Below are 22,781 nucleotides of genomic sequence, written 5' to 3' on the forward strand. Positions count from 1 at the left end.
TTAGCTATGCTGAAAATTTTGCTAGGAGGGACATTGAATGAAAAAGCGTTTATGGTTAATTTTTGCGGTATTATCGATTTTCTTATTGGTTGCATGTAACAGTGATTCAACAGACAGCGATGATTCATCAACTACAAATTCAGCTGAGCAAGGTGAGAGCGGAACAACGGAAACAGCTGCATCAACTACTCCGATAAAAGTCGGTGTACTTGCATCGTTAACGGGAGCTCTTGAATCATACGGTAAGCAAACGAAAAACGGATTCGAATTAGGTCTTGAATATGCGACTGACGGCACGATGGAAGTGGAAGGCCGTAAAATCGAAATCGTTTGGGAAGATACAGAAACGAAACCCGAAGTAGCCGTTCAAAAGGCAACGAAGCTTTTAGAGGATGACGCGGTTGACTTTTTAGTCGGTTCATCAAGTTCAGGTGACACATTGGCAGTACTTCCACTAGCAGAAGAATACGAGAAAATTATGATTGTAGAACCAGCAGTAGCGGACAGTATTACAGGTTCAGAGTTTAACCCTTACATTTTCAGAACGGCGCGTAACTCTTCACAGGATGCATACGCAGCAGCAGCGGCAATTGCTGGAGAAGGTGTAAAAATTGCAACGTTCGCACCGGATTATTCATTCGGTTGGGATGGTGTATCTGCATTTAAGGCAGCAGCTGAAGGATTAGGTGCTGAACTTGTCCTAGAAGAATATGCAGACCCGGCTGCAACAGACTTTACATCAAACTTGCAAAAAATTATTGATGCGAAACCGGACTTCTTATTCGTAGTATGGGCAGGGGCAAACTCTCCTTGGAACCAGATTGCGGATTTAAAACTGCAAGAAAAAGGGATTAAAATTTCAACTGGTGCACCGGACATTATTGCACTTCAATTTATGGAGCCATTAGTAGGCATGGAAGGATTCTCTGTTTACCACCATACACTACCGAATAATGAAGTGAATGATTGGTTAGTAGAGGAACATAAGGCACGATTCAATGGTGAAGTGCCAGATCTATTTACACCAGGCGGATTTACAGCGGCAGTTGCAATTGTAGAAGCACTGAAACAATCAGGTGGAGATGCGGACGGAAATACGTTAATACCATTAATGGAAGGTATGTCATTTGAAACACCTAAAGGAACGATGACTTTCCGTGAAGAAGACCACCAGGCATTACAGACAATGTACGCAATCCGCCTTGAAAAAGTAGCGGAATTTGATTATCCGGTACCAGTATTACTGCGCGAATTACTTCCAGAAGAAACGGAACCTCCTATTTTAAACTAGTAAATAAGTGAGGCTGTCTAAAAAGTGTTGAACTTTCAAGACAGCCTTTTGTTGTAAGGATCACCATGTAAATGAAAAACGAGAGGGTGAGATGATGGAACCGATTTTAAAAACGAACAACTTATCGATTAAATTCGGCGAGCATAAAGCGGTGGACAGCATTAATTTTGAAATGACAGCAAAGCATTTTAAATCCATTATTGGGCCAAACGGTGCAGGAAAAACAACATTCTTCAATTTAATTAGCGGCGAGCTGGAGCCGACTGAAGGGGATGTATTTTTTAAAGGTCAATCGCTTCGAAAAAAGTCATCGGTGGACCGGACGCGATTAGGAATTGGAAGGTCATTTCAAATTACAAATGTGTTCCCGAATTTAACGGTGCTGGAAAATGTACGCCTTGCTGTGCAATCGAAACGCAAAGTGCGATTCCATATGCTCAATCATTTTTTGAAATATAAAGAGATTACGAATGAAGCGGTTGAGATTTTGGAACAAGTGTTATTAACCGACAAAATGCATCAAGTGGCGAATCAGCTTTCACACGGTGAAAAAAGAAAACTGGAAATCGGAATGTTACTGGCACTTGATACTGAAATTTTACTATTGGATGAGCCGACTGCCGGCATGTCATTGGAAGAAGTACCTGCAATATTGGATGTGATTCGTTCGATTAAGGAGCGCGGCGATAAAACGATTTTATTGATCGAGCACAAAATGGATATGATTATCGACTTGTCCGATTCGATTATGGTGCTGTTCAACGGTGCGTTGTTAGCTGACGGGTCACCTGAGGAAATCATGAACAATGAAACGGTACAACAAGCGTATTTAGGAGGCCTTGCATATGAATAATATTTTAACGCTGGAGCGTGTGGAGACATTTATTTCACAATATCATATTTTGCAAGGCATCAACTTTGAAGCAAAAGCGGGAGAAGTATCGGTTTTACTTGGGCGGAATGGCGCAGGAAAAACGACGACACTTCGAACGATTATGGGTTTAACACCGGCATCGAAAGGGGCAATTCATTTCGACGGGAAAGATATTACAAAAATGACGCCTTATGATATTGCGAATAGTGGTATTGGCTATGTGCCGGAAGATCAAGGCATTTTCGGACAGCTGACAGTAGAGGAAAACATGAAAGTGGCGATCCGAAAAGAAACGGACGCAACGATGCAAAAGCAGGCGTACATTTTAGAGTTATTCCCGGATTTAAAAAAGTTCTGGAAAAAGCAAGGCGGCAATTTATCGGGTGGCCAAAAGCAAATGCTTGCGATGGCAAGGGCTTTTGTCAATGACAGCAAGCTGCTTTTAATCGATGAACCATCCAAAGGTCTTGCGCCAATTGTTATCGAGAAAGTAATGGAAGCTATTAATGAAATGAAAAAGCATACATCGATTGTACTTGTCGAACAGAACTTTATGATGGCGAGTAAAATCGGCGACACATTTACATTGATTGATGACGGGCGGACTGTGCAATCAGGGGAAATGCAAGGTTTAATCGAAGACGAACAGCTTAAGCGTAAATATTTAGGGATCGGATAAGGGGGGAAACGGATGGAACTAATAATCAGTTTAACGATAAATGGACTAGCGACAGGAATGCTTATTTTCTTACTGGCAGCCGGATTGACGCTTATATTCGGGTTAATGGATGTGCTGAACTTTGCGCATGGCGGACTGTTCGTATGGGGTGCCTATACAGGGGTATTCACCTATTTATGGAGCAACAGTTTTATAGTCGGAATTGTTGTAGCGATTCTCACAGGTCTAGTTCTTGGATTTATTACGGAAAAGCTTATTATTAAGCCGGTTTACGGAAATCACGTACAGCAAATTTTAATTACGCTCGGGTTCATGCTCGTGCTTCAGGAAATGATTAAAGTCGTTTTCGGTCCAAACGGTGTACCTGTTAAAGTTCCTTCTTACTTGGCAGGCAGCTGGCAAATTGGCGATCTAACGATTATTAAATACCGGATTTTTATTATCGTTGTAGGTTTTGCTTTATTTGGTGTTCTGTATTTCATTTTAAACCGGACGAAAATCGGATTGGTTGTTCGGGCTGGTGTTATGAACCGGGAAATGACACAGGCATTAGGTATCAACATTAAGCGCGTATTTTTACTTGTCTTTATGTGCGGTGCAGCATTGGCGGCGTTGGGCGGAATGCTGATGGCTCCGTATTCAGGGGTTGTGTATGCGGAAATGGGAATGGAATATGCGATTTTAGGATTTATCGTTGTAGTCATCGGTGGAATGGGAAGTTTCCAAGGATCATTGATGGCAGCGATTTTAGTAGGGCTTGCCGGAAGCTTTATGGCGTATTATGTGCCGTTTCTATCCGTTGCGGTCAATATGATTTTAATGGCAAGTGTCCTGATTTTCCGTCCACAAGGCTTATTCACAGTTGCGAAGGGGTGATTCTATGTTAAAACAGCCATTAATTTTATCGAAAATGAATTTAGTGTATGCAGTCGTAGTAGGAATCATGGCCGTATTACCGTTTGTACTGGATTCTCGAACGATGACAATTTTATTAACGCAGTTTTGTATTTTTGCAATACTTGCGATGAGTTACGATATTTTACTAGGTTACACGGGTATTATCTCATTCGGTCACGCGATGTTTTTTGGAATTGGTGCGTATACGACAGCGATTATGCTGAGTGATTTCGGTCCGTCAATCGGTATATTCGCTGCTTCAATTGGGGTCGGAATCGTGTTATCCGCCATTATTAGTGTAATAAGCGGCGCATTGACGCTCCGGTTGAAAAGTCACTTTTATGCCATGTTTACATTAGCGATTTCAGGATTGTTCTTAGTGTTGGCGGAAAAGTGGCGTACCGTTACGAAAGGGAATGACGGGTTTACATTTCGTGCACCGGAACTGTTTCGTGAGCGACTGTATTTTTACTTTTTAGTGCTCATTTGCCTAGTTGTGATTTTCATTTTACTGAAACGAATTGTTGCATCACCATTCGGGAAAGTTCTTGTTGCAATTCGTGAAAACGAGCAACGTACACGATCGCTCGGGTTTAAAACGCTAGGTTATAAAATCATCGCTTCTGTTATTGCGGGTGCTGTTGCAAGTTTGGCAGGTTCGCTTTACGCGATATCGTTGCGCTTTGTCAATACGAGCGTTCTGACAATGGACATTACACTCGATGCATTGATGATGACGATTATCGGAGGAGTTGGAACGTTAATCGGGCCGATCATCGGGGCAGGTGTCATTGAGTTTGCCCAGCATTATTTATCGGGTCTTGCAAGAGACTATCCTATTTTTGAACGATGGATTATCTTCTTCGGTATTCTGTACATTTTAGCTGTAATATTCTTCCCGCGAGGCATCGTAGGTACAATTTCAATGCGTTACCATGAGTGGAAGATGAAAAAGGGCCAAAAAACAAAGGCATCTGTAAAGCTTCGTGAAAAGGAGATACAGCGATGATCGGAATAACGGGATTAGGGATGTATTTACCTGAAGGAAGAATGACCGGTGCCCAAATTGCGGAAAAAGCAAATATTCCAACGGCTGTCGTTGAGACGAAAATGGGCATTATTGAAAAAGTAGTTGCTGGTCCAAATGACCATCCAGTTGAAATGAGTGTGAAAGCGGCGAAGGAAGCCATTTCTGAAGCGCAAGTGGATGCAAAAGATATTGATGTCGTGATTTATATCGGGGAAGAGCATAAAGAGTACCCGTTATGGACGGCTGCAATAAAAATTCAGGAAGAAATCGGTGCGGTGAATGCTTGGGCATTTGATGTCCAGCTTCGTTGCGGTACGGCAATTATGGCGATGAAAGTAGCAAAAAGCTTAATGCTGGCGGATGATTCCGTCAAGACCGTGCTTTTGGCTGGAGGGTACCGCAACCATGATTTTATCGATTATGAAAATGAGCGGACTCGCTTTATGTTCAATTTAGGTGCAGGTGCAGGTGCGATGATTTTGCAGAAAAATGCGGGCGGACATGAAGTACTGGAAGCATCGCTTATTACAGACGGCTCATTTTCGGGAGATGTCGTTGTTCCGGTAGGGGGCACAAAGGAACCGCTAACAGTTGACCATATTCAGGAAGGTCGTTATATATTGGATGTTCTAGATCCTGAGGGTATGAAGCTTCGTTTGGAGCAGAAATCATTAAGCAATTTTTTAAAGGTAATTCGCCAATCGCTGCAGAAAAGTGGATATAGCGATAATAATTTACATTATGTTGCGATGCTCCATATGAAAAAGTCTGCACATGACTACGTATTAAAAGAGCTCGGTCTCTCAGAAGAAAATTCGATTTATTTATCGCATTACGGGCATATCGGGCAAATCGATCAGATTCTATCTCTTTGCCTCGCGCGTAAGGAAGGGAAACTGCAGCAAGGGCAAATTGTTTCATTAGTGAGTGCAGGTATAGGATACGCATGGGGTGCTATTACAGTAAAGTGGGGGGTTTAATATGAATAGGCTGGACGTTTTAGCAAAAGTGGAATTATTAAATGGTGAAACTTTATCATATCGGAAGCGGGAAGGCGGCGATGAACTTGTTCTATTAGTTCATGGCAATATGACAAGTTCGAAGCATTGGGATTTACTGATGGAATCAATGGATGAGCGATTCACAATTTATGCGGTAGATATGCGCGGCTTTGGCGAATCTACGTACAACAAACGGATTACATCGATTAAAGATTTCAGCGATGATATTAAGCTTTTCGTTGATACGCTTGAGTTGAAGGACTTTACGGTCATTGGATGGTCCACAGGCGGTAATGTGGCGATGCAGTTTTGTGCAGATTACCCGCGCTACAGTAAAAAGCTTGTATTATTTGCTTCCGGTTCAACACGCGGTTATCCATTTTATAGTTCAAATGCGGACGGTACACCGGATCTTACAAAGCGCTTGGCGACAATCGAGCAAATTGAGCAGGACCCTGTCAAAACAATCCCGATGCAACAAATGTATGACATGAAAAACCGCGAAGGGCTGAAGTTTGTATGGAACAGTGCTATTTATACGCAGAAGCAGCCGGATGAAGCGCGGTATGAACAATATGTGGACGACATGCTGACACAGCGGAATTTGGCGGATGTGTACCATGCATTAAATACATTTAATATAAGTGCAGTCGATAATGAAGTCGCAAAGGGAATGAATCAAGTGAAGGATATTCACATTCCGACTTTTGTTTTATACGGCGACCGTGATTTTGTAGTAAATGGGGCAATGACAACCGAAATTATCGAGGATTTTGAAGGCCGTGCACAAATTATGAAACTGGCAAACTGCGGACACTCACCGCTAGTCGATTGTTTGGATGAAACGAAAGAAGCAATCGAGGAATTTATCTTATCTTAAAAGGGGTCGGGGCTAAATGCGTTTAGAAAATAAAGTAGCAATTATTACAGGTGGTGCGGGCGGTATTGGCCTTGCAGCGGTAAAGCGTTTTTTGGAAGAAGGCGCAAAAGTAGCCATTGTAGACTATGACAAACAACAAGGCGAAAAAATTGAAGCAGAGCTGGGGGAGAATGTCGCTTTCTTTGCAGTTGATGTATCGAAACTGGCTGACGTAAAGGAAATGATTGAACAGGTTGTTGATCGTTGTGGCAAAATCGATATTTTAATAAACAATGCAGGGATTACCCGTGATGCAACGCTTGTAAAAATGAGTGAGGAGGATTTTGAAAAGGTCATCCAAATTAACTTAAATGGTGTTTACTACTGCACACAAGCAGTAGCTCCTCATATGATCGCACAAGGGTCAGGTAAAATTATCAGTACTTCATCGGTAAGTGGTGTATACGGTAATTTTGGTCAAACAAACTATGCGGCAACAAAAGCGGCCATCATCGGGATGACAAAAACATGGGCAAAGGAACTTGGGCGTAAAGGAATCAATGTAAATGCTGTTGCTCCTGGATTTACCGCAACGCCAATGGTCGAAAAAATGCCGGAAAAAGTGCTCCAGCAAATGGAGGGCATTACAAGTTTGCAGCGATTAGGGAAACCGGAAGATATCGCAAATGCTTATTTATTTTTAGCATCGGATGAAGCGAGTTATATTACAGGTCATGTTCTGCAAGTTGATGGCGGCATTATGATGTAGAAGGTGGGATGGCTAATGCAACAGCTGGACTTTTGGATTGCGAAACGAGCGGGCCAAACACCGGATAAAACGGCTTTAATTCAAATAGAAACAGGTGAGACGTGGACATATAAAGAGCTGATGCAGCATGCTAATGGATGGAGCAGCACTTTTTCCAAACAGCAGTTACAGCAGGGAGACCGAGTCGTAACGTTGATGGAAAATTCAATTGAAAGCTTTGCCATTTTAATTGCTTGTCGTTTAAATGAATTGATCTATGTTCCGTTGAATACAAAATTATCTATATCCGAAATACAGGTGGTTTTATCCGATTGTACACCCGCTTTATTAATTACGGATGATACGCATTGTGAACGCGCAATGCAGCTCTCGCCAGCCAAACTTTTAACATGCGGTAGCTCTGAATTAGTTGAGCCTACTACATATAAGTGGCGTGATGAACCTCAGCTTCCATGGATGATTATTTACACCGGGGGGACGACCGGTAAACCAAAAGGTGTTGTCCTGTCATATGAGGCTGTCACTACGAATGCGATGAATACCGTCATTAGCTGGGGGTTAAATGATAAGGACTGCACGCTGAATTATATGCCCCTTTTTCATACAGGAGGAATTAATGCACTTGCATTGCCGATTTTAATGGCAGGCGGAACAGTAGTAATCGGCCAAAAATTTGATCCGGAAAGAGCAGTTCGGGCCATTAATGAATTTAACACGACAGTTTCATTGTTTGTACCGACAATGTATCAGTCGATTATTGAAACTGAGTATTTTAAACAGTCCAGTTTCCCGACAGTGAAGGTATTTTTATCGGGAGGCGCACCTTGTCCGAAGCCTATATATGAATGTTTTAAAAAAAGAGGGCTGTTTTTTAAAGAAGGGTACGGGTTAACTGAAGCAGGTCCGAATAACTTTTATATCGATGCAGAAATAGCGATGAACAAAAAGGGTGCAATCGGAAAAAGTATGCTGTTCAACGAAGTAAAAGTTATCAATAAAGAAGGTCAGCGATGTGCAGAGGGGGAAGTTGGCGAACTGTGCTTAAAAGGCAGCCATGTTTTTACGCACTACTGGAAAAATGAAGAGGCCACAACCGAGACATTTGAGGATGGCTGGTTAAAGACAGGTGACTTGGCGAAATTTGATGAAGACGGCGATTATTATATTGTCGGACGGAAAAAGGAAATGATTATAACGGGCGGAGAAAATGTATATCCGCAAGAAGTCGAACAATGTTTAATCGCCCATGAAGCCGTGCAGGAAGTTTCGGTTATAGGTATTCCAAATGAAAAATGGGGCGAATGTGTTGTAGCGTTTGTAATTTCTGAACATCCCTCCGAACAACTTCAATCGAAGCTTTTAAAGTACTGTAAAGAACATCTCGCCAATTACAAAGTACCAAAGCAAATCTACTTTCTGCAGGAACTTCCGAAAACCGTCGTTGGTAAAATTGATAAAAAGCAGCTAATGAATTGTGTATTAATAACGGAATAGAAAGTGTATGCCGCTGATAGTTAAAAGACCAAAATGTTGGAAATTGGACATTTTGGTCTTTTGTATTGAATTGATTTACCGGAAAGTTTATATGAAGTTCATATAGCTCCTTTATAATGCAGAAGTGTTAAAAAGGAGGATATCGATGAATAAGTTTTTAAATCCAATTACAGATTGGGTATCAACAAAACGCGGTGCCTGGATTACCCTCATTGTCTGGCTAGTATTGATGATTGGCTTAAGCGCCGGTCCGATGCTAAGTGAATATAAAGTGACAAACTTCCAATCACTGCCGGATGATGCACAATCAATTATCGCTGAAAATAAATTAAGCGAATACTTCCCGAATGATGAAGGAACTCCAGGTATATTGGTTTTCCATAATGAAAACGGGGAAATTAATGTCGACAGCGTAAAAGAAATTTTAAACGCAATAATTGCGGAAAATATTGAAGGTGTTGACCAAATAGTTGACATTGCGAACTTGCCGCCACAAGCTTTAGCAGGATTCACGTCGGAAGATAAAACGACTATGATCGTGCCAATGACGCTGGAGCAAGGTCTTGGAAATTCGGAATATGCGGAAATTAATGATTTTGCATCTGAAATCGGAAATGAAGCAGCTGAAAAAACAGGAGATACACAGTTCTATATTACTGGTCCAGCAGGGATTGCCGGCGATACAGTAAAACTGTTTGAACAAGCAGACTTACAGTTATTATTCGCGACAATCGGGATTATTTTAGTATTATTAATCATTATTTACCGTTCTCCGCTTTTAGCGATTATTCCATTACTGGCAACGGTTATTGTTTATCAAGTAGTAAATCAGTCAGTTGCTTTAATGGGGGCAGCTGGTTTAGAAATTAATAACTCTACAACATCGATTATGAGTATCTTATTATTTGCTGCAGTAATCGATTACTCATTATTCGTGTTCTCGCGTTACCGCGAAGAATTGAACCATTACGAAAACAAATATGAAGCAATGAAATATGCGATGCGTGCAACTGGCGAGCCGGTATTCTTTGCGGGCGGAACAGTATTGGCGGCAATGCTTGTGCTATTCTTCGCAGACTTCCGTGACTACCAAAACTTCGCACCAATCTTTGGTACAGCAGTATTTGTTATTATGCTAGGTTCAATTACATTAGTTCCAGCGTTATTTGCCTTATTTGGCCGTAAAGCATTCTGGCCAAAAGTACCGAAATTCGGTGAAACAAAGGAAGTAAAGCATGGAATTTGGGGAGCAATTGCCAAGTTTGTTGTAAACAAACCTTATTTATCAGGCGGATTAGTCCTGATTTTCATGATTATTACTTCATTAAATGTGTTCAATTTAGATTATGAATTTGATACGGTAAAATCTTTCCCTGAAGAATTGCCGTCACGTGTCGGCTATGAAATCGTCGAGTCGCGCTTTGATAAAGGGGAACTTGCACCGACTTCATTATTAGTAGAAAGTAAACAAACATTAACTGAACAGCAAAAGCAAGATTTAACGGAAGCTTTATTAGCCGAAGATGAGATTGCGTCTGTTCGTTCATCAGCCGTTTCGGAAGACGAAACAAAACTGAAATTATCAATGGCTTTTGATTTAAATCCATATGATCCGGAAGCGATCGATAAGCTTGAAGAAATGCGTAAAAACAGCGCGGAATATTTAGCAGCAGCCGGAATTGACGGGGAGCTGCACTTTGCGGGAACAACAGCTAAACTGCTGGATGAACGTAATGTAAACAACGATGATATTATTAAGATTGTAGTTTTAGAAACAATTTTAATTCTAGTACTATTATTTGTCCTTACGAAGTCTTGGAAAATGCCGATTTACATGATGGCAACAATTTTAGTGTCGTATTTATCGGCATTGGGATTAGGGTTATTCTTAGTTGATGTATTATTTGGCTACGATGCAATCAGTACACGTGTACCTGTCTATGCATTTATATTCCTGGTTGCGCTGGGTATCGACTACAATATTATTTTAGTGTCCCGATTCCTTGAAGAGCGCAAACGTACAACAGTGAAACAGGCGCTGGAAATTGCTATCCGTAATACAGGCGGCGTTATTTCGTCAGCAGGTATAATACTCGCAGCAACTTTCGCGGCATTAATGACAATGCCGATTGCCGATCTATTCGTATTCGGCTTTATCGTTGCAGTAGGTATTCTTATTGATACATTCCTAGTACGTGGTATGTTATTACCGATGTTGATATTAACATTTGAAAAAGACAAGAAGTAATGGTTAGATGAAGAGACATCGAGTAATTCGATGTCTCTTTTTATGGATAGAATGAGAGTAAATATACATGAAATAGAACTTCAATTATTAAAGGCGGTGATTCAATGCGGATATTAGTTGTAGATGATGATGCATTTATACGGAAACTAATCGGCATCCATTTGAAAAAAGAGGGGTTCGAAGCGCTGTTTGCGAGTGATGGCATGGAAGCGTTAAATATATTGCAGCAGGAGCCGGTCGATTTGGCGATTGTCGATGTAATGATGCCGAAAATGGATGGCATAAGCTTGACGAAAAATCTCGCTGAAATCGGTGTACCTGTATTGATGCTAACTGCCAAAACGACACTCGATGATAAGGAAAGAGGATTTTTGGCAGGGGCGGATGACTATATGGTGAAGCCTTTCGAACCGAAAGAATTGTTGTTTAGAGTGCGCGCGATTTTACGGCGCTTTCAAAAGGTTGAACGAAGTCAAATAAAGATTGCCAATATGCTCATTGACCGGCAAACGTATGAAGTAAAAGTAGGGGAGCAAGTATCATTATTGCCTTTAAAAGAGTTTGAGCTATTAGGCATTTTATGTTCCAGACCGGAAGTCGTATTTACACGAGACCAGCTAATGGAACAAGTATGGGGTTATGATTATGACGGGGATGATTTTACACTGACAACACATATTAAGCGTCTGCGCAGCAGGTTGGAAGAAGTGAATGCACAGGTGAAAATTCAAACCGTACGCGGAATCGGCTATAAAATAGAGGAATTAAAATGAAAACATTATACAGGCAATATATTATCGTGACATTGGCTGTAATTATTATAAGTATTACGATGTCGATGTTGTTAATCGGACAAATATATAAATCGCAAATACGACCTGATACAGATGCCAAAAATTATGGGGTAGCCCAGGAAGTACAGCAAATTTTAAAATCAATGCCTAAAGAAAGTGCAGATGCCTACTTTGAGTCCATTGCAAAGCTTGGCTACCAAATAGGGGTTATTTATCCTGATGGTAATTTAATTTCATATGGAAGTGAGTTTAAAAAAACAAAGCTCACGCCTGAGATGGTAGGCATCGTCGGTACGGATGAAGTGTATCACGGCATTCGGGATTATAACGGATCTTCCTACTTTATGAATCATTTCGCGAATGATATTCGAAATACAATCGGTGTGTCGTTTCAACTTAATGATGAAAGCTATGCATTTTTTATTCGTCAGGAAAATGCCACACTGTTTTCTGAAATGCATTTGTTGATCGTTAGTTTCATTATTATTACTGCTTTAGTTATTTTATTGACGATGATTTTGCTTGCCCGTCAGCTTGTAAGGCCATTAAAACAATTGCAGCAGGCGACAAAGCAAATCGCTCTTGAAAATTATGATATTCAATTAACGATTGATCGTAATGATGAGCTAGGTCAGCTTGCAACACAGTTTCAAAAGATGGCCAATCGCCTTGCAGAAAATGATCAGATTAAGAAAGACTTCATCAATAATGTATCGCACGACTTTCAATCGCCGTTGCTCAATATTCAAGGCTACGCAAATGTACTTAAGGACGCTGACAATACGGAAGAAGAACGTGTGCAATATTTGGAGATTATTGAGCTGGAAACGAAGCGTCTTTCGGCATTGACAAAGCAACTGCTTTTACTAAGCTCGCTTGACCAGAAGAATTTACCGGTTGAAAAAAAGACTTATTCGTTAGATAAACAGTTGAAAGAACGGCTGTTTTCAAAGCGATGGAAACTGGACGATAAGCAGATGGAGCTTGTATACGAGCTGGAACAGGTTGAAGTTTTTGCTGATGAACAGTTAATGGAGCAAGTTTGGGATAATTTGCTGTCAAATGCCATTCGCTACAGTGAGGATAAAGGAAAAATTATAGTAACATGCAGTAAAAAGGACAATCAGATTTTTGTAACGATAAAAGATAACGGGATCGGTATTCCTGAACAATCACTTGAAAAGGTGAAAGAACGATTTTACCGGGTTGACCCTTCACGCTCGAGTCAAAGCAGCGGGTTGGGTTTGGCGATTGTAACAGAAATCGTTAACCGGCATGCGGGCCAGTTTACTATTGATAGTGAGCTTGGAAAGGGAACTAAAGTGACAGTTGTTTTAAATGTTCATTAATAGAAGAAGGGCGCGTTAAAAGTGGAATGTAACTTTTAACGCGCTCGTTTTATTATTGAAGTTCTTTTAATGCAGATAGGGCTTCAATTGCACCGACTTTTTCGCATACTTTTGATGCAGCACGGTTGGCAAATTCGATAACGGTTACCCATTCATTAAACGAGAGATTTGTGTCTTTAAATTTACTTAACTGATACAAAACGGCACCGACAAAAGCATCACCTGCACCGGTTGTATCGATGGAGTTTACGGGAAATGCAGGAACGGTTGTAATTTGCCCGTTTTGAATAAGCATTGTACCGGAAGCGCCTTGTGTAATGGCGATTGTCTTTTCATTAAACTTTGTAAGCCATTCGATTGCCTGTTCGAAGTTTTCTGTCCTTGCGAATAGTAACAGTTCCTCATCACTCATCTTAATGAAATTTGCTGCTTCAACGAAAGGTTCGCATTTATGAATGAATAAATCAGAATCACCCTTCCATAAGTCTGCCCGGTAGTTTGGATCAAATGAAATAAAATGGTTTTGCAGGTGCAAAGTTTGCATTAACTGTTCGTAAGTTTTACTGAAAGGTTCGCTTAAAAGGGCAGTGGCAGAGCCGAAATGAATCAAATTCATTGTCATGAGTTGTTGCAGATCCAAATCTTCAACACTGAGCAACTTGTCGGCACCACGATTAAAGATAAAATCCCGCTCACCATCTTTCTGTCTTGAAACAAAGGCCAAAGTAGTGGGTGCAGAAGGATCCATTATCAAGTGATTTGTATGAACACCTGCTTGCTCCAACGTTTGTTTTAAAAAGTGACCAAATGCATCTTCGCCCACTTTTCCGCAAAAATGAGCCTGTCCTCCAAGCATCGCAATAGTTGCGGCTACATTTGCCGGAGCACCGCCTGCCTGTTTTTCAAACGTTTTCGCTTCTATAATGGATACTTCCGTATGAGTTGTAAAAAAATCGATGAGCAATTCGCCAATGCAAAGAATTTTTTTCATAGCCGTTTCCTCCAAATATATGTGTTTCACTAAATATTGGCATAAAATTACTAGAATTAAAAATATTTACCCTATGAGTTAATAAAAGTACAACAAAAAACGTGAGTACATTACTCACGTTTTATCTACTAATTGTAATTTCAACTTTCAGAAGGTGGATTTATCTTATAAAATTCTGGGGGAATGTTATAGAGAAAAATGTGACACCTTTTTGAAAATATGAAATTGCACCTTATATATCGAGAATGAATGATTAACTTACCAAATCATATCTGTTAAGATGAATAACAGGGTAGGGCAAAGTAAGCAGCCTAATCCTGTGTAGAAAGTAGCTGTAACGGCGCCATACGGGACCAATCGTACATCCGTTGCAGCTAATCCTCCCGTAACACCGGAAGTAGTACCCATTAAACCACCGTAAACCATTGCTGTTAATGGATTGTTTAAACCAATGAATCGTGCAATAAACGGTGTACCTACCATTACTAATACCGATTTTACTAACCCTGCTGCAATACTGATTGCAATAACTTCTGAACTTGCACCTAATGCAGCTCCCGTTACTGGACCAACAATATAAGTAACTGTTCCTGCACCGATTGTAGCAAGACTTACAGCATCTGTATAACCAAAAATAAGTGCAAAAATAATACCAACTACAAACGATAATCCTACACCGATAAACAGTGATGAAATCCCGCGAATACCTGCTTTTTTAATTTCGTCAAAGTTTGCTCCGAATGATGTAGCTACAATAGCGAAGTCACGAAGCATACTGCCACCTAAAAGACCGATTCCAGCAAAAATTGAAATATCAGCTAAACCTTTTGTACCGTCACTATAAACTCCTCCGAAGTAAGCTAATACTAATCCGAGAACAATCGCAATAGCCGAGCCATGAATAAGCCCCTTCGTTAATTTATTTGAAATCAAGTAAGCGACATACATAGTAATTCCGACAATAACGAATCCGGTAATTAAACCATTAGATTCTAGTGCAGTTTTTAGAGCTTCCCACATATTAGTTTACCTCCCCTGTTGCTGGGTGATTTTTATTGAACTCAATGGCAGATTCTTTCGCCTTTTTCCCACTTAACAATGGAACAACTAACCAACTAATAAGAACAACTGCAATTCCTGCAATGATCGCTAGAGGACCTCCAGTTAATGCACCTAATACATTTTGACTCGCTGCCATTGCGATAACGATCGGGATATACATTGCATTCCAGAAAGCCAAGCCACTTTGAGCAGGCAGACTGATTTTCCCATCCTTCTGTAATTTATCAACGACTACGATTAATAGTAACATCGCAATACCTACGCCACCCACATTTGAATCAATCCCCATTAAAGTTCCGATTAATTCACCACAGAACATCCCGAATAAGAAACATCCAGCTAAAATGGCAACACCATATATAACCATAACTACACCCCTTTGATTGTTTAGAACAGTCGACTGTATTCTGAATATAGAATAAACAATAATATATACATAATCAAGAAAAATATTATTTTTTTTAGAGAAAAGTAGATAATACGATTGAAATTTATGTTTTAAAGATATATTATGGATTGTATACAGTCGACCAAGTTCTTATAGAAGGAGAAGGTTTAATTGAATTATTTTGAAAGAGCATTGGACAATGCTTTATCGATTAGAATCGCCAATAACTTGCTCGAACAAGTATTAAATGGTGAGTTAAGACCGGGAGATCAAGTCGTTGAATCGATATATGCAGAACAATATGAAACGAGCCGCTCTCCTGTAAGAGAAGCAATATATTTATTAGCTACAGAAGGAATTATTGAACGTGTACCTCGAAAAGGGGCGTTCATTAAGGGCTACACATTGGATGATATGAAAGATTTACTGGATGTGCGAAATCATTTGGAAATGCTGGCAGCCGAACGTATAGAAAATCCTAGTAAAGAAAAAGGCACACTGAAAGAAATGAAAGCCGTCCTAACGAAGATGACAAAAACGAAAAGCTATACAGAATATACGCACTTAAACTATCAATTTCACTTTCTCATATTCAAATTAAGTAATAGCCTAGTGCTAAATGATATGTACAGTAAAATAGCACTTCCGTTACTTCGAATTCAAGTAATCCATTTTTCTAATAATGAAATTATCGAAAAATCGATTATAGAACATACAAGTATTTACGAATGCTTAAAGAATGATGACTTGGATCAGCTGAAGTCCATTTTAAGAAAGCATACAGAAGATGTAATTTTCAGTGTCCGGAATAAGCAATTATAAAGCAAAGGGAGGGGAAGTTAACGATGAAACAGGCATGGCTTTTTCCGGGACAAGGTTCGCAATATGGCGGGTTTTTAGAGTCACTTCCTACACACCCTACTATTAAAGAAACTTTAGATGAAGCTTCGGATGTTTTAAAAACGGATATTAAGCTGCTTGCAACAGCAGAAAAATTAAAGAGCACAAAAAACGTCCAGATTACAATGCTGGCAGCCGGTGTTGCAACAGCGCGCACCTTTCTAAATGAAGGTGCAAAACCAGATTATTTGGCAGGTCACTCGGTAGGTGCATTTGCCGCCGCGGTGACGAGCGAGGTACTAACATTCAATGATGCCCTGAATTTAGTTTCGCTTCGTGGGGAACTGATGGAATCTTTACAGGATGAGGCGTATGGAATGGCGGTTATTGTAGGATTGCCTGAATCAACTCTTATAGAAATTACACAGAAATTCCATACGGATGAAAAACCGGTCTATGTATCCAATCGTAATGCACCGCAGCAATTGACTTTATCAGGTCATAAGGAAGCAATGCAAAATGTATTGGACTACGTGTCAGGAAAAGGGGCAAGTTCAGCAAAGATGCTGAATGTTTCTACACCATCCCATTGTCCATTGTTTTTACCGGTTCAGGATCGATTGGCAAAGGAGATGGAGAACATAACGCTCCAAAGGCCGAAATTTCCGTTGATTTCAAACCGAAATGCACGGGTACTTCGCCAGTCTTCCCGTATCGTTCAGGATTTGGCTGAAAGTATTGCTTTACCCGTCAGATGGCATGATGCAACTTCGATTTTATTTGAAAACGGAGTACGTCAGTTTATTGAAATGTCGCCAGGGGATGTGTTAAAAAAACTTGCCAAAAATGCATTTCAAGAGGCGGATAGTTACAGTGTCGAAAAGGACGGATTTAATAATTGTCTATATTTAGCAAAAAATGAAGGGGTGTAAATATGGTATTAATTCAACAGCAACGTTCTTGGTCAACAAGGTTGGAAGGAAAGAAAAAGAGATTGGCGGAAGTGGAGCATCTAGTAAACGGTGTAACAATTCCTACAGAGAAAATTGTAGATGTTCTTGAGTTGCTTATTAAACCGGGGGATCGGGTTGTTCTTGAAGGTAACAATCAAAAGCAGGCGTCATTTTTATCACAAGCTCTAGTAAAGGTCGATCCTGAGCGTGTACATGATTTACATATGATTATGTCCAGTGTGTCGCGTCCGGAACATTTAGATATTTTTGAGGAAGGTATCGCTAAGAAAATCGACTTAAGTTTTGCGGGACCTCAAAGTTTACGTATCGCACAAATGATAGAAGATGGCCGATTAATTTTAGGGGATCTGCACACATATGTTGAGCTTTATGGAAGATTGTTTATCGATTTAATTCCGAATGTAGCGTTAGTTGCAGCTGATAAAGCAGACCGTTTCGGAAACTTATATACGGGACCAAATACGGAAGAAACACCGACAATTGTAGAAGCAGCAGCTTTCCGTGATGGAATTGTCATTTCTCAAGTAAATGAAATTGTAGATGAACTGCCACGTGTCGATATTCCGGGTTCTTGGGTCGATTTCATCGTTGAAGCGGATGAACCGTATGAGCTTGAGCCGTTATTTACACGTGACCCGCGTCATATTACAGATATTCAGATTTTACAGGCGATGATGTGTATTCGCGGTATTTATGAAAAACACGGCGTTCAATCATTAAATCATGGGATTGGTTTTAATACAGCTGCAATCGAGCTGCTATTACCTTCATATGGTGAGCAATTAGGCTTGAAGGGGAAAATATGCAAAAACTGGGTTCTTAATCCGCACCCGACACTAATTCCAGCGATTGAAACTGGCTGGGTAGAAAGTGTCCACTGTTTTGGCGGTGAACTAGGGATGGAAAAATATGTGCAGGCACGTCGCGATATTTTCTTCACAGGTAAAGATGGCAGTCTTCGTTCAAATCGAACGTTGGCACAGCTTGCAGGTCAGTATGCAGTTGACTTATTTATCGGATCGACGTTGCAAATGGATGCATATGGCAATTCTTCGACGGTAACAAAAGGGCGCGTTGCAGGTTATGGTGGTGCACCGAATATGGGACATGATCCTGGCGGACGCCGTCACTCAACAGAAGCTTGGTATAACATGATGACGAGTCAGGATGAATTGGCTCGCGGGAAAAAGCTGGTTGTGCAAGTAGCTGAAACATTCCAGGATGCCAACACACCAGTCTTCGTTGAACGTCTAGACGCAATTGATGTAAAGAAACAGGCGAATCTGGCAGTCGCACCGGTCATGATTTATGCCGAAGATATTACACATGTTGTGACAGAAGAAGGGATTGCCTACCTGTATAAAACAGATAGCCCGGCAGAACGAAGAGAAATGATTGCTTCCATTGCAGGGGTAACACCATTAGGGATGGAAAATGATGTGAAGCGTACAAAATCACTTCGCGAGCGCGGTTTAGTGGCAATGCCGGAAGACTTAAATATTTTACGCGGTGAGGCGAATCGTTCATTGTTGGCAGCAAAAAATATTGATGAGCTTGTTCAATGGTCTGGCGGTTTATATGAGCCACCATCGAAATTCAAAAGTTGGTAAGGAGCTGAAGGGATGAAACAGCATGTGATTTGTAAACGGATTGCTGATGAGGCTGTTGCAGCATTGATCGAAGAAGTTCAATTAACACCAAAGCCTGGTTTAGTAGATACAGAAAATAATGGTGCGCATCATGATTTATCTTTAACAAAAATGCAGAATTCAGCACATTCATTGCACAATACGTTTTATCAAATGGCAATGCTGAGTTTCAACCGACAGCCAACAGTAGAAATAAGGGAACAATTTGGCGCAATTGGACGGAATGGCGAAAAGGAAATGTTTGCGGTTACTGAAAATAGTAATACGCATAAAGGGGCGATCTGGTCGATTGGTTTACTCTGCTCCGCAATAGCAAGAAGACAGGGCAAGGTACTCTTTCCGCAAGTATTTAATGATGCTGCAGAACTGGCCAATCTTCCGGATCAATATATTCCAAAGTCCAAAACGAATGGGATCAAAGTAAAAGAGAATTATGGGATTCCAGGTGCCAGAGAAGAAGCGCAGCAGGCATTTCCGCATATCCAAAAGTATAGTTTGCCAGCGTTTTTACAGGCGGCTCAGAAGATGTCGCTAAGAGATGCGAAACTTACTACATTATTAGTATTGATCGCAAATTTAAACGACACGTGTTTACTTCATCGAGGCGGTCTTGAAGGATTGGAGTTTGCGAAACAGGAAGCGAAGAAACTGCTAACAAGCTTTTCAATTTCAAATATGAAGAAACTAGATGAGTTGTATATTAAGCACTGGTTATCTCCAGGGGGATCGGCTGATTTGTTGGCGGCCACATTATTCGTAATTAATATGTCAGATAAACTGAAAAGGGGTGCACAGCATGGAAAAGTTGAATTACACGTTTCAGGCAAATCGTCCGGTTACTAAGCAAGCGCATATCGGGGTTGTAGGATCGGGGGATTTAGAAATACTGATCCAGCCAATCGAAGGCTCGGAAACAAAAGTAGAAGTTCGTACAGGAATTACGGGTTATGCTGAAACTTGGCAAAAAGTAGTGGAGCGTTTTGTTTCTCAGCAGGATATATTGGCTTCAATCAAAATTAATGATTTCGGTGCAACACCAGGTGTCGTATCGATACGACTTGCACAGGCGGCGGAGGTGGTTTTCGGTGAATAATTCTATTACATTACCTGTAAGTATAGTAGAAAGTAAAGCAAGAGAACGTGCACTTTTACTATTAGATGAAGGAACAGCACATGAAATATTAGGTCCTTTCGACTTTTTTGAATCACCTCATTTGGAAGCACAAAACATCGTGCCGCAAAGTGATGACGGAATGATTATAATGCAAGGGACAATTCGAGGTCGTCGTTCATTAGTTATTTCAATAGAAGGAAGTTTCCAAGGTGGAGGAATCGGTGAAGTTTCCGGTGCAAAATTTGCAGGTGCTTTAGAGCGTGCATTTGTGTCATGTGAAGCAGGGGAACTGATCCATCCGGTCATCATTTACGATACAGGCGGCGTTCGTCTGCAAGAAGCGAACTACGGGTTGCTTTCAATTGCTGAAATTAGTTCTGCAATTGTTGCATTGAAAAAATATGTACCTGTAATCGGTATTATTCCGGGGAAAGTCGGTTCTTTCGGAGGAATGTCGCTAACAGCTGGTCTTTGTTCCGCTTTAATCATGACACGAGAAGGGCGACTTGGCATGAATGGCCCTGAAGTAGTTCAGCAGGAAGCGGGTATCCAAGAGCTAAATGCAAAACAAAAGCCGTTTATCTGGAAAATGATTGGTGGATCAATGCGCTACAATTCGAATTTAGTGGATGCCATCGTTGAAGATGATGTTGTCAATTACTTAGATGCGCTGGAAGACTTATGGACAAAAAACAACTTCAAACACAGAACAACTGAGTACGATACATTTTTAAATATGCTGAATCATTTGCAGTTTGAGGAAAAGATCAGCCCTGAAGAAGCACAGGAAATTTTAAGAAACCGATCTGACTTGGCAACTGCAGATTCAAAGGTTGCAGACGGGGAAAACTCAAGCAGAGGCCGTACGTGGTTTAATGCATTTACAAATAACGCACCATCAATTTCAGAAACGCCATCTGTTTTAGTGGCAGATGCCCATTTAAATGGAGAAAAAGCTCGTTTCATTGCTGTAGTGCCAAACAGTGAAAATAAATTTTACCGTGCCAGCAATGGGGAGTTTGGTCTGCAGGAAGCGTGGACTGTTGCAAAATATGTACGTCAGGCAATTGAAGAAGATAAGGATTCAGCGGATAAAAGATTAATCGTTCCTATTGTCGATGTTCCGGGTCAGGCATTCGGCTATCATGAAGAATTATTCGGCATTTACTTAGCATGTGCAGCAAGTGTTGAAGCGTATGCATATGCACGTCAAAGCGGTCATCCGATCGTCACATGTGTTGTAGGTAAAGCGATTTCAGGAGCATTTTTAGCACACGGCATGCAAGGTAACCGTATTATTTCGCTTGATGATTCAGAAGTGCAAGTACATGTAATGTCCAAAAAATCAGCAGCGCTTGTTACAATGCGTACTGTTGAAGAGTTGGATGAATTCGCAAAATCTGTTCCATCGATGGCGTATGATGTCCATTCATTCCAAACGCTTGGCGCATTACATGAGTTGATCCACGGTATTAACGCAGACGAACCATCTAAAGAACAAGTTCGAAAAGTTCTTCATTCAATTGTAATGGCAAAAGAAGATATAATTCAGTCTGGAGATAGAACGTTAGCAAATCGAATTCAATCAAAAGTAGCGGTTGAAAATGGTCGTAAAGCATCGATTGCTGTACGTGGAAAAATCACGCAACAATGGAACTAACTGTACATGATTTAGTGTATTTAAAGTCCAAGGATCAAATCGAGTACTTCGGTGATTATCCTGATTGGATGAATGAGGATGAAATGGCTAAAGGCGTTGCTGTTGTGAGACGGATGAAAGTAGAGGACGGGAAAGTTGCGATAGGCTTTCGTGGGAATAATCGGTCGAAACGATTTGCAGCGATTACAACGATATCGAACATTAAACGTGTAATTCGGCCGTTTGATGTTCTGGCGAATCCATATCCTGAGACGCATGTCCAATCACTAACTTATATTGAAAAGGTATTGGACGGTTTTAAATGGGGGATTGGCGGAAGTGTTGGTTTTTCAATGGCAACGGGAATTAACGTCTGCCATGAAAACAGTGATATTGATATTATTTTGTACTGTGAAAAGTTACAGGAGCTGGATCAGTTGAAACCTATTCTTTCACAGCTGAAAAAAAGTGCCCACCGTGTTGATGTCCAAGTGGAGATTTTAGGCATTGGGGCAGTTGTTTTAGCCGATTATTTAGAACACTCTTCATTTATAGTAAGAACGAGTACTGGTCCAATCCTGTTTGAAAAAGAATCATTACTTTATAAAGGGTAGCGACAGTCTCAAGCATTTTTCCCCATTGAATAACAAACGGTTATTCAATGGGGAATTTTGATTTCGGAAAATTTTTAATTAAAAAACACCTTCACTATTTAAATGAAAGTGTTTGTAAACATTGCTGCTATAGGCTGTTATGTAAGAAGCCACATTGCCGTAGTTATTATAGAAAGTTTTAAACCACCACTCCTCAAATGTGGGGGTGGTGGGTCACTAATATAA

22 protein-coding genes are annotated in these 22,781 nt (G+C 40.6%); 19 read left to right on the top strand and 3 right to left on the bottom strand.

All coding sequences use genetic code 11. From position 1 onward, the window contains the following. Window positions 1-37: 37 nt before the first annotated feature. The 12 genes from M3166_RS14240 (at window position 38) to M3166_RS14295 (ending at window position 13,285) form a co-directional block, all read left to right on the top strand. The gene (locus M3166_RS14240; protein ID WP_251690533.1) at window positions 38-1,291 is read left to right on the top strand and encodes a substrate-binding domain-containing protein; all 1,254 of its coding nucleotides are present in this window, start codon (window positions 38-40) and stop codon (window positions 1,289-1,291) included. A gap of 94 nt (window positions 1,292-1,385) precedes the next feature. Continuing rightward, window positions 1,386-2,144 (top strand): ABC transporter ATP-binding protein, encoded by a 759-nt coding sequence (locus tag M3166_RS14245; protein WP_251690534.1) that lies wholly within the window; start codon window positions 1,386-1,388, stop codon window positions 2,142-2,144. After that, the gene (locus tag M3166_RS14250) at window positions 2,137-2,844 is read left to right on the top strand and encodes an ABC transporter ATP-binding protein (RefSeq protein WP_251690535.1); all 708 of its coding nucleotides are present in this window, start codon (window positions 2,137-2,139) and stop codon (window positions 2,842-2,844) included. The genes M3166_RS14245 and M3166_RS14250 overlap by 8 nt, the downstream gene beginning before the upstream one ends. A 12-nt stretch (window positions 2,845-2,856) precedes the next feature. Then, entirely contained in the window at window positions 2,857-3,720 is an 864-nt protein-coding gene (locus M3166_RS14255; RefSeq protein ID WP_191701282.1) for a branched-chain amino acid ABC transporter permease, read from the top strand. A 4-nt stretch (window positions 3,721-3,724) separates the two neighbouring features. Continuing rightward, window positions 3,725-4,750: a branched-chain amino acid ABC transporter permease gene (locus M3166_RS14260; RefSeq protein ID WP_251690536.1), complete on the top strand. Its 1,026-nt coding sequence runs from the start codon at window positions 3,725-3,727 to the stop codon at window positions 4,748-4,750. Next, window positions 4,747-5,751, top strand: a complete 1,005-nt coding sequence (locus M3166_RS14265; RefSeq protein WP_251690537.1) for a 3-oxoacyl-ACP synthase — start codon at window positions 4,747-4,749, stop codon at window positions 5,749-5,751. Before M3166_RS14260 ends, M3166_RS14265 begins: the two co-directional genes overlap by 4 nt. A 1-nt stretch (window position 5,752) precedes the next feature. Next, window positions 5,753-6,652, top strand: a complete 900-nt coding sequence (phaZ, locus tag M3166_RS14270) for an intracellular short-chain-length polyhydroxyalkanoate depolymerase (protein WP_251690538.1) — start codon at window positions 5,753-5,755, stop codon at window positions 6,650-6,652. 16 nt (window positions 6,653-6,668) lie between these two features. Next, complete coding sequence (fabG, locus tag M3166_RS14275; RefSeq protein ID WP_251690539.1) at window positions 6,669-7,400, top strand: 3-oxoacyl-ACP reductase FabG; 732 nt, start codon at window positions 6,669-6,671, stop codon at window positions 7,398-7,400. Between the two features lie 15 nt (window positions 7,401-7,415). Continuing rightward, complete coding sequence (locus tag M3166_RS14280; RefSeq protein ID WP_251690540.1) at window positions 7,416-8,894, top strand: class I adenylate-forming enzyme family protein; 1,479 nt, start codon at window positions 7,416-7,418, stop codon at window positions 8,892-8,894. Window positions 8,895-9,039: 145 nt separating this feature from the next. After that, window positions 9,040-11,142, top strand: a complete 2,103-nt coding sequence (locus M3166_RS14285; protein WP_251690541.1) for an MMPL family transporter — start codon at window positions 9,040-9,042, stop codon at window positions 11,140-11,142. 104 nt (window positions 11,143-11,246) lie between these two features. Beyond that, complete coding sequence (locus M3166_RS14290) at window positions 11,247-11,915, top strand: response regulator transcription factor (protein ID WP_251690542.1); 669 nt, start codon at window positions 11,247-11,249, stop codon at window positions 11,913-11,915. Further along, entirely contained in the window at window positions 11,912-13,285 is a 1,374-nt protein-coding gene (locus M3166_RS14295; RefSeq protein ID WP_251690543.1) for a sensor histidine kinase, read from the top strand. The genes M3166_RS14290 and M3166_RS14295 overlap by 4 nt, the downstream gene beginning before the upstream one ends. 52 nt (window positions 13,286-13,337) lie before the next feature. Here M3166_RS14295 and M3166_RS14300 read toward each other — a convergent pair whose 3' ends face one another. The 3 genes from M3166_RS14300 to madL all read right to left on the bottom strand — a co-directional run bounded on the left by M3166_RS14300 (window position 13,338) and on the right by madL (window position 15,705). Further along, window positions 13,338-14,276, bottom strand: coding sequence for a carbohydrate kinase family protein (locus M3166_RS14300; protein ID WP_251690544.1), 939 nt, complete (start codon window positions 14,274-14,276; stop codon window positions 13,338-13,340). A gap of 258 nt (window positions 14,277-14,534) precedes the next feature. Beyond that, a complete protein-coding gene (gene madM / locus M3166_RS14305; protein WP_251690545.1) occupies window positions 14,535-15,296 on the bottom strand; it encodes a malonate transporter subunit MadM in 762 nt (253 codons plus the stop codon). A 1-nt stretch (window position 15,297) separates the two neighbouring features. Then, the gene (gene madL / locus M3166_RS14310; RefSeq protein ID WP_251690546.1) at window positions 15,298-15,705 is read right to left on the bottom strand and encodes a malonate transporter subunit MadL; all 408 of its coding nucleotides are present in this window, start codon (window positions 15,703-15,705) and stop codon (window positions 15,298-15,300) included. Window positions 15,706-15,897: 192 nt separating this feature from the next. Between madL and M3166_RS14315 the strand changes: the two genes are divergently transcribed. From M3166_RS14315 to M3166_RS14345, 7 genes are read left to right on the top strand one after another with little or no spacing between them, the layout of a single operon-like run. Next, a complete protein-coding gene (locus M3166_RS14315) occupies window positions 15,898-16,548 on the top strand; it encodes a GntR family transcriptional regulator (protein ID WP_251690547.1) in 651 nt (216 codons plus the stop codon). A 23-nt stretch (window positions 16,549-16,571) separates the two neighbouring features. Beyond that, entirely contained in the window at window positions 16,572-17,498 is a 927-nt protein-coding gene (locus tag M3166_RS14320) for an ACP S-malonyltransferase (RefSeq protein WP_251690548.1), read from the top strand. Between the two features lie 2 nt (window positions 17,499-17,500). Continuing rightward, window positions 17,501-19,150 carry a malonate decarboxylase subunit alpha gene (mdcA, locus tag M3166_RS14325; RefSeq protein WP_251690549.1) on the top strand — a complete coding sequence of 550 codons (1,650 nt, stop codon included), beginning with the start codon at window positions 17,501-17,503 and terminating at the stop codon, window positions 19,148-19,150. 12 nt (window positions 19,151-19,162) lie between these two features. Beyond that, window positions 19,163-20,032 (top strand): triphosphoribosyl-dephospho-CoA synthase, encoded by an 870-nt coding sequence (locus tag M3166_RS14330; protein ID WP_251690550.1) that lies wholly within the window; start codon window positions 19,163-19,165, stop codon window positions 20,030-20,032. Further along, window positions 19,986-20,282 (top strand): malonate decarboxylase subunit delta, encoded by a 297-nt coding sequence (locus M3166_RS14335; protein WP_079523867.1) that lies wholly within the window; start codon window positions 19,986-19,988, stop codon window positions 20,280-20,282. Before M3166_RS14330 ends, M3166_RS14335 begins: the two co-directional genes overlap by 47 nt. Then, entirely contained in the window at window positions 20,275-21,963 is a 1,689-nt protein-coding gene (locus M3166_RS14340) for a biotin-independent malonate decarboxylase subunit beta (RefSeq protein WP_251690551.1), read from the top strand. The genes M3166_RS14335 and M3166_RS14340 overlap by 8 nt, the downstream gene beginning before the upstream one ends. Beyond that, window positions 21,954-22,556 carry a malonate decarboxylase holo-ACP synthase gene (locus M3166_RS14345; RefSeq protein WP_251690552.1) on the top strand — a complete coding sequence of 201 codons (603 nt, stop codon included), beginning with the start codon at window positions 21,954-21,956 and terminating at the stop codon, window positions 22,554-22,556. The genes M3166_RS14340 and M3166_RS14345 overlap by 10 nt, the downstream gene beginning before the upstream one ends. Window positions 22,557-22,781: the final 225 nt, after the last annotated feature.

The organism is Solibacillus isronensis (assembly GCF_023715405.1).
Classification (GTDB): domain Bacteria; phylum Bacillota; class Bacilli; order Bacillales_A; family Planococcaceae; genus Solibacillus; species Solibacillus isronensis_B.

Coding starts and splice junctions, on each gene's coding strand:
- M3166_RS14345 (WP_251690552.1), top strand. CDS start 21,954: ATGGAACTAACTGTACATGATTTAGTGTATTTAAAGTCCAAGGATCAA.
- M3166_RS14245 (WP_251690534.1), top strand. CDS start 1,386: ATGGAACCGATTTTAAAAACGAACAACTTATCGATTAAATTCGGCGAG.
- M3166_RS14285 (WP_251690541.1), top strand. CDS start 9,040: ATGAATAAGTTTTTAAATCCAATTACAGATTGGGTATCAACAAAACGC.
- madM (WP_251690545.1), bottom strand. CDS start 15,296: ATGTGGGAAGCTCTAAAAACTGCACTAGAATCTAATGGTTTAATTACC.
- M3166_RS14290 (WP_251690542.1), top strand. CDS start 11,247: ATGCGGATATTAGTTGTAGATGATGATGCATTTATACGGAAACTAATC.
- M3166_RS14295 (WP_251690543.1), top strand. CDS start 11,912: ATGAAAACATTATACAGGCAATATATTATCGTGACATTGGCTGTAATT.
- phaZ (WP_251690538.1), top strand. CDS start 5,753: ATGAATAGGCTGGACGTTTTAGCAAAAGTGGAATTATTAAATGGTGAA.
- M3166_RS14335 (WP_079523867.1), top strand. CDS start 19,986: ATGGAAAAGTTGAATTACACGTTTCAGGCAAATCGTCCGGTTACTAAG.
- M3166_RS14260 (WP_251690536.1), top strand. CDS start 3,725: ATGTTAAAACAGCCATTAATTTTATCGAAAATGAATTTAGTGTATGCA.
- M3166_RS14250 (WP_251690535.1), top strand. CDS start 2,137: ATGAATAATATTTTAACGCTGGAGCGTGTGGAGACATTTATTTCACAA.
- madL (WP_251690546.1), bottom strand. CDS start 15,705: ATGGTTATATATGGTGTTGCCATTTTAGCTGGATGTTTCTTATTCGGG.
- M3166_RS14280 (WP_251690540.1), top strand. CDS start 7,416: ATGCAACAGCTGGACTTTTGGATTGCGAAACGAGCGGGCCAAACACCG.
- M3166_RS14240 (WP_251690533.1), top strand. CDS start 38: ATGAAAAAGCGTTTATGGTTAATTTTTGCGGTATTATCGATTTTCTTA.
- fabG (WP_251690539.1), top strand. CDS start 6,669: ATGCGTTTAGAAAATAAAGTAGCAATTATTACAGGTGGTGCGGGCGGT.
- M3166_RS14300 (WP_251690544.1), bottom strand. CDS start 14,276: ATGAAAAAAATTCTTTGCATTGGCGAATTGCTCATCGATTTTTTTACA.
- mdcA (WP_251690549.1), top strand. CDS start 17,501: ATGGTATTAATTCAACAGCAACGTTCTTGGTCAACAAGGTTGGAAGGA.
- M3166_RS14320 (WP_251690548.1), top strand. CDS start 16,572: ATGAAACAGGCATGGCTTTTTCCGGGACAAGGTTCGCAATATGGCGGG.
- M3166_RS14330 (WP_251690550.1), top strand. CDS start 19,163: ATGAAACAGCATGTGATTTGTAAACGGATTGCTGATGAGGCTGTTGCA.
- M3166_RS14265 (WP_251690537.1), top strand. CDS start 4,747: ATGATCGGAATAACGGGATTAGGGATGTATTTACCTGAAGGAAGAATG.
- M3166_RS14255 (WP_191701282.1), top strand. CDS start 2,857: ATGGAACTAATAATCAGTTTAACGATAAATGGACTAGCGACAGGAATG.